7 protein-coding genes are annotated in these 6071 nt (G+C 56.8%); 5 read left to right on the top strand and 2 right to left on the bottom strand.

The genetic code is table 11. From position 1 onward, the window contains the following. Positions 1-74 precede the first annotated feature (74 nt). From ACFQDM_RS10160 to ACFQDM_RS10145, 4 genes are all read left to right on the top strand, one after another. On the top strand, positions 75-926 hold the full coding sequence (locus ACFQDM_RS10160) for a hypothetical protein (RefSeq protein WP_377378663.1): 852 nt from the start codon (positions 75-77) through the stop codon (positions 924-926). A 103-nt stretch (positions 927-1029) separates the two neighbouring features. Next, positions 1030-1713 carry a tetratricopeptide repeat protein gene (locus tag ACFQDM_RS10155; RefSeq protein ID WP_377378661.1) on the top strand — a complete coding sequence of 228 codons (684 nt, stop codon included), beginning with the start codon at positions 1030-1032 and terminating at the stop codon, positions 1711-1713. A 154-nt stretch (positions 1714-1867) separates the two neighbouring features. Beyond that, entirely contained in the window at positions 1868-2350 is a 483-nt protein-coding gene (locus tag ACFQDM_RS10150) for a YybH family protein (protein WP_377378659.1), read from the top strand. 99 nt (positions 2351-2449) lie between these two features. Next, positions 2450-3112, top strand: coding sequence for a hypothetical protein (locus ACFQDM_RS10145; RefSeq protein ID WP_377378657.1), 663 nt, complete (start codon positions 2450-2452; stop codon positions 3110-3112). Between the two features lie 10 nt (positions 3113-3122). Here ACFQDM_RS10145 and ACFQDM_RS10140 read toward each other — a convergent pair whose 3' ends face one another. Continuing rightward, the gene (locus tag ACFQDM_RS10140; RefSeq protein WP_377378655.1) at positions 3123-4883 is read right to left on the bottom strand and encodes a response regulator; all 1761 of its coding nucleotides are present in this window, start codon (positions 4881-4883) and stop codon (positions 3123-3125) included. A gap of 94 nt (positions 4884-4977) precedes the next feature. Then, positions 4978-5409 carry an acyl-CoA thioesterase gene (locus tag ACFQDM_RS10135; protein WP_377378653.1) on the bottom strand — a complete coding sequence of 144 codons (432 nt, stop codon included), beginning with the start codon at positions 5407-5409 and terminating at the stop codon, positions 4978-4980. Between the two features lie 215 nt (positions 5410-5624). Here ACFQDM_RS10135 and ACFQDM_RS10130 point away from each other — a divergent pair, with 215 nt between their 5' ends. Next, positions 5625-6044 carry a hypothetical protein gene (locus ACFQDM_RS10130; RefSeq protein ID WP_377378651.1) on the top strand — a complete coding sequence of 140 codons (420 nt, stop codon included), beginning with the start codon at positions 5625-5627 and terminating at the stop codon, positions 6042-6044. Positions 6045-6071: the final 27 nt, after the last annotated feature.

The following is a 6071-nucleotide window of genomic DNA, read 5'->3' as shown; positions in this document are numbered from 1 at the left end:
GTCGCGAGAGCAAAACAAAAAAAACAAAACAAAGAATCAATCCCACCCCACGCGTCTGACCGGATAATACCTCCATGCAAGACGCGCCCGCCCACCCTCAGGATGAGTTCCCGGACTATCAAGCCCGTGTGAACCGTCACATTTTCCGGGCGGAGCGGTTTCCCCATCAATGGGCGATTGGGGGCGATGCGCCTGAAACCTATAAGGACATCCCCTGCCGGCTGTTTCGCTATGATGTCCAGCGCCTCACCGTCATGGTGGAGCGCGTCGAACACATGATCCGCTGCATGATCATCTGGCTCGCCTTCCGGCTGATGCGCGATGGTCAGGTCACCGCCGGAAAGGCCGTTTGCCCGCCTGAACCCGGTTTGCGGCTTCACCTGCCGCAGCCTGATATCCACCCGCTCTTTGCCGTGCGCGGCCTGCCGCTTTATCCGACCCGATTGCCTGCCTTTCGGATCAGCATGGCGGATGAGACACCATCGGATGCGCCTGACGAGGAGACCTGCGACCACAGCCTGGACCAGGCGCTTGCGCAGCACCGCGTGTCTGAAGGGTATCAGAGACGGCCGCGCCATGATGATGAGCTCGCCTGCGAGCGTCTGATCGACCGCCTCCTGCGTCTGGCCGATCTTCATGAGAGCATGGAGGCACGCGCCCGGCGCTATGCGCGCTATTGGCTTGGCCGGTTTGAAGCGGCCCGCCTTGAGCGGGCAAAAGCGGCTTTGACCGAGCCCTGCACGCTGCCTCAGCCGCCGCATTTAAAGGGTGGCGGCCCGCCCCTGCCCCGCTTTCTGCCGTTGAAAATCCCCCTCCCGCCGGACAAATGGCTGTCAGATACCCTGCCCGATGAGGCAGACGATCTGACCGCCCTGCATGATGTCGCTATCCGCGCCGCAGAGCTCTTTGAAGAGCGCTGCGGATAGCGGCGCTGGCGCACGCCTTTCGCCCGCAATGATCGCCCCGGTTTTACGCGCCGCGCCTGCCTTGTTAGGCTGGAGGCAGGCAAAACAGCGAAAGGGAGATCACATGTCAGTTTTGAAATGGACCACCGGCCTCGCCGCCAGCCTCAGCCTTGTAGCCCTCGGCGCGGCCGCGCCTGCCCTGGCACAGGATGACAAAACCGAACTCGTGGATGCGCTTCAGGACAGCTATAAAGCCGCCGTCGAAGCCTATCAGGATGAGAACTACGAGACCTCACTCAGCAAATTCAAACCCGTCGCCGAAGCAGGTAGCTCCAACGCGCAATACATGATGGGCCGCCATTATTATTTCGGCACCGGCGTTGAGCAGGACTATGCCAAAGCCGCGCAATGGTATGAGAAAGCCGCCGCACAGGGACATATGGATTCCCAATTCAATCTGGGCGTCATCTACCGCGATGGTCTCGGCACCGATCAGGCCTATGACGAGGCTTACAGCTATTTCAAGGCAGCGGGCGAACAGGGCCATCCGAACGCCTTGTTCAATGTCGGCATGATGTACGATCAGGGCATGGGCCGCGACAAGGATCTTGAAACCGCGCGGGACTGGTTTGAAAAAGCCGCCAATGCGGGCAGCAATCTCGCCATGTATAATATGGGTGTCTACGCTTATCAGGGGCTTGGCGGCATGGAAGCCAGCGTGAAGACGGCCAGAAAATGGTTCGAGAAAAGTGCTGACGCGGGCAATGAAGACGCCGAAGCCGCGCTCAAGATTGTCGAGGAAAGCTAGGCGGGCGATCCACGCCCCGTAACAGACAGACCGTGCCCGCCCCAATCGGGGGGCGGGTGTGAACGCGAAACAGAAATCACTTCAACCAGAACATACTTCATGACATACTGAACAATGACACACGTCACGCGCGGGGCATTAAGGGAGACGCATGATGTCCGTATTATCCGCCTTACTCATGAGTTCCGTTCTGGCAGGCTGCGGCGCAGAGACCGATCTCGCGGCTGCTGAAACTGCAATCGAAGCCGCCAATGAAACCGCCATGTCTGCCCTCGCAGCCGGCGATATCGACACCTATGTCAGCCTCTTTACCGAAGATGCCTGGTCCATGCCGCCGAACAGCCCGCTCAATGAGGGCCATGATGCCATTCGTGCCTATTTCGGCCCGTTGACGGCTCTGGGTGACACACAGTTCGAGCTTGAGACTATCGAGCTTTCGGTTTGCGGCCCCTCCGCTGTTGAACGCGGCGCCTTCAAGCTGACCTTCACCCCGGAGGGTGACACCTCTCCCATTCCCGCATTTTACGATGAGGGACATTATCTGGTGCACTGGGTTCTGGTGGATGGTACCTGGCTGATCCGCTCGGATGCGCCGGTCAGCACGATGACACCGGGGGCTCCGCCTCCTGAGGACTAAGACGAAAAGCCTGCGAATTTCACACAAATTCCCAAGGGCTCGTTTTCCCACGATCAAGCCTGTCATGGTAAACTCAGGGCTGAATTTGGGACAAAACAAGTGACACGCACACGTCTGGTCAAACTCGGAAAACCTCTCATTGCCGCGGCAATGTTCGCCCTCCTCCTGCCCGGATGCAGTGAACAGGCGGAGGAATTTGGTCGGATCAAGCGGGTCAATTCCGGCGATTTTGGTGCGCCGAGCGCGCCGCTGCCTCTGGATATGCAAACCCATCGTGACGTGACCGGTGGGCAGAATGGCCGGACCAGCCGCACCCATTGGGTCACCATGGGCAACTGGATGGTCAATTGCTTCTATCTGCATGCTGGCGGCGGTCAGAGCGCGATTGCCTCCTGCGATGTTGCGCCTTTCTCTGGCGAAGTGCTGGCAGGCCAGCCCATCCCGGTGCCGAACATGGCTGTTGTGGAATTTGCGCGAAACCAGAAGCCGCGCCTCAGCCTTGTCCTCTACGAACCGGAACCGGGCACACAATGGTCTTATGAATGCGGCAATCGCCAGTTTGGCACGGGCGATGCCCGCAAGGGCCGCACCATGCTCGATGAAGGCGCCTCAGCTGCCTTTATCAGTGTGATGAAGACCCGCGATTGCAGCTTTGTCTATGTCCCGCAAGGGTCTGGCGAAACACTGGTGTCGACCAATCTGTCTCATGGCTTTGACGAGGCCGAACGCTATGCCCGCCAGTATGTGGCAAGCCCGCAATAGGCGAAGCTGATCAGGCCGCAGCCTCGCGGACCGGTACGTTTTCCAGGATCTGGGCGAGTTCCTCAATCTTCAACGGCTTGGAGAGGAACCCGTCCATACCGCACTCGAGCAGGCGCTCGCGCTCACCAACCATCGCATCCGCTGTGATCGCGATGATCTGGACATCACGAAACGGCATGTCACTCGTCCGGATCGCCCGGGTCGTTTCCATGCCATTCATACGAGGCATGTTCTTGTCCATCAGAATAACGTCGAATTCCGATTTCCGCAGCCATTCCAGGCACTCAATCCCGTCTTCAGCGACTTCGAAATCGACGCCCAGAATACGCAGGAATTCGGTCAGGACGAGCTGATTGATGTCATGGTCTTCAACGACCAGCACCCGCACCGGATGACTGACGGACGCGCCGCGCTCAATGCCTGCAGCGGGCTTGGTCAGCTCCACCGGATGCAGCGGAAGCAGAACACGAAAAACGCTGCCATGCGGCCCGGTCTTTTCGAGATCGATACTGCCGCCCATCAGCTCAACCAGCATACGGCTGATCGGCAGGCCGAGGCCCGTCCCACTGATGGTTTGCGGACCTGCATGCTCTTCCTGCTCGAAGCTGTCGAAAATGCGGTGACGTGCATGTTCGCTGATGCCGCAGCCCGTATCACGGACCCGGATACGAATATAATCGAGGGCCGTGCCGTCATCATCGGTCTGAGTGCCTGGCACGCGATCAGCATGGACCGCAACAACACCTTCGTCGGTAAACTTAACGGCATTCGAAAGGAGATTATGGATCACCTGACGCACCCGCACTTCATCAAGCTGGGCGCCACAGGACAGGCTCTCAGAGACTTTCAGGTCGAAAGCCAGCCCCTCATTGGCGATCACTTCTTCTGTTCCCAGAATGGCCCGTTCAATCACATCCCGGGCGTTCACCGGACGCGGATTGATTGGCATTTTGCCCGCTTCAATGCGCGACAGATCCAGAAGATCGTTCAGAATATGAAGCAGAGAATCTCCCGACTGGCGTATGGTTCGCGCCAATCCCTTTTCGCGTTCTGGCAGATTCCCGCGCAGCATCGCGTCTGTCAGCCCCATCACGCCATTCAGCGGTGTGCGAAGCTCATGACTCATCTTGGCCAGAAATTCCGACTTGGCGGCCTCAGCATAGGTGGCCCGTTCCGCCAGCTCCCGCATCTTCTTCAGGGCGCTGAATGTATGCTCTGTCAGCATGATTGAGAGCGATGCAGAGATGGTCAGATAATAGATCGCATTGGTGTAGCGATTGGCTTCCAGGCGATGCGTCCCGTTTGCCAAAATGGGTGGATGGTTGATCGACACCCAGTAGAGAAAGCTCAGAAAGACAATGCCGACACACCAGAAGATAAATGCCGCACGCCGTCCGGAAATATAACCATTGATCAGCGGGCCAACGATCACCAGTGGCACAAGCGCCGAGTTGATCCCCATATGCTCTGGCAGGGCGGACGCCATAATGCCGAACAGGACCAGCAGCGAAAAAGCGAAGGCGTAAACGTGAAATCCCTTATACCAGCGCAAGGCCAGTACCATCGAGGCGACAATGACCATCGCGGCAACCGAAATGGTATGGTCATATGTCCATCGCCCATAATTCAATGTCATGGTGAACAGGTTCATCGTCTGGACCGCCATGAAGAGCACGCCAACGAGCCAGATCGCGCGATATCGAATGAGATCTTCCGTATGCGCATCCTTCGGAATGCGCAAAAGCCTCTCATATGGTTTCAGCCACCCCATGTCGTCGTCCCTAAGGTCCTACGCCTAAGGGAACGACACTAATTCAGAGTTTTCAACATTTCGTTTCATTTCTGACCATGTTTTGTGGTCCGCATTAAGCGTCCGAATTCAGCATGGCATTCTCGAAAAAGGCGCGCGCATGGTCTGAAAAAGGTTTGGAACGCCGGGTGGTTTCATCCATCTGCACGATGACTGTTTCGGCCGTGGCCACGCAGCGTTCATTCTGAAAAAGCGCCTGCGACAGGGTCACGGAACTGTTCCCGATCTTCTTCACCGCAGTGCCGATATCAATCTGTCCCGGCCAGTGTGCTTCAGAGACAAAACTGAGCTGCAGGCCTGCAATCACAAAGGAAGCATTCTCAAGGGCCAGACCCTTTTCACCATCATAGAGAAACTCGACCCGCCCTGTTTCCAGAAAGGTCGAAAAATTCGCGTTGTTGATATGCCCCTGACGGTCCGTGTCAGCATATCGAACCTTGTCATAGGACTTAAAAGGAAAGGCAGAAAGGGCTGGCACGTCAGTCACGATGGACATCTCCTCTGGAGCATTTCAGGTTCAAATCGGTCTATGCGGTAACGCGCAAGCGCCTGTCAAACGAGCAAACGGCCAGACGATTGAACCATGTCATATTGTCCCGACAGAAAATTACGGACCTTCTTGGAAGACGTCATGGTCTTGTCATCAATCCTGGAAAGACTGTGAGCTGTCGCCATTTACAAACCAAACATGCCGGGGACAAAATGCAGCTCATTACCGCAGTCTTCTTCACGCTCGTCGCAACCATGGCAGCACCTGCCATAGCCCAACAAACCGGTGGCTTTGTGGCCCAGTGTCAGATCATGGGGCAGCCCGTCACGCTGCAATTGCAGTATGAACGTATCGGTGGCGCAGGCCCGATCTACGCCCCCAATGGCGACATTCGCAGCGTGGTTGGCGATGGCAGTTCGACCACATATTGGAATGGCGCATTCGTCTCACCAAATGGTCAGCAAATGCCCGTCAGCGGTGAAAACCGTTTTCTACGATTTTACGATCAGAATGCTTACAACCGGGAGACCGTGCTCGAAGTCACTGAAACGGGCGCAAAGACATTCTACCTGACAGATGTTTACGGCAACTATCCCGGCAACCATCCCTGCCAGGTCACGAACGTCTGGTAGATTTCACAAAAAAAGGCGGCATAACTG

This window comes from Ponticaulis profundi (assembly GCF_042659465.1).
Classification (GTDB): domain Bacteria; phylum Pseudomonadota; class Alphaproteobacteria; order Caulobacterales; family Hyphomonadaceae; genus Ponticaulis; species Ponticaulis profundi.
This window is presented reverse-complemented; position numbering and strand designations above follow the sequence as displayed.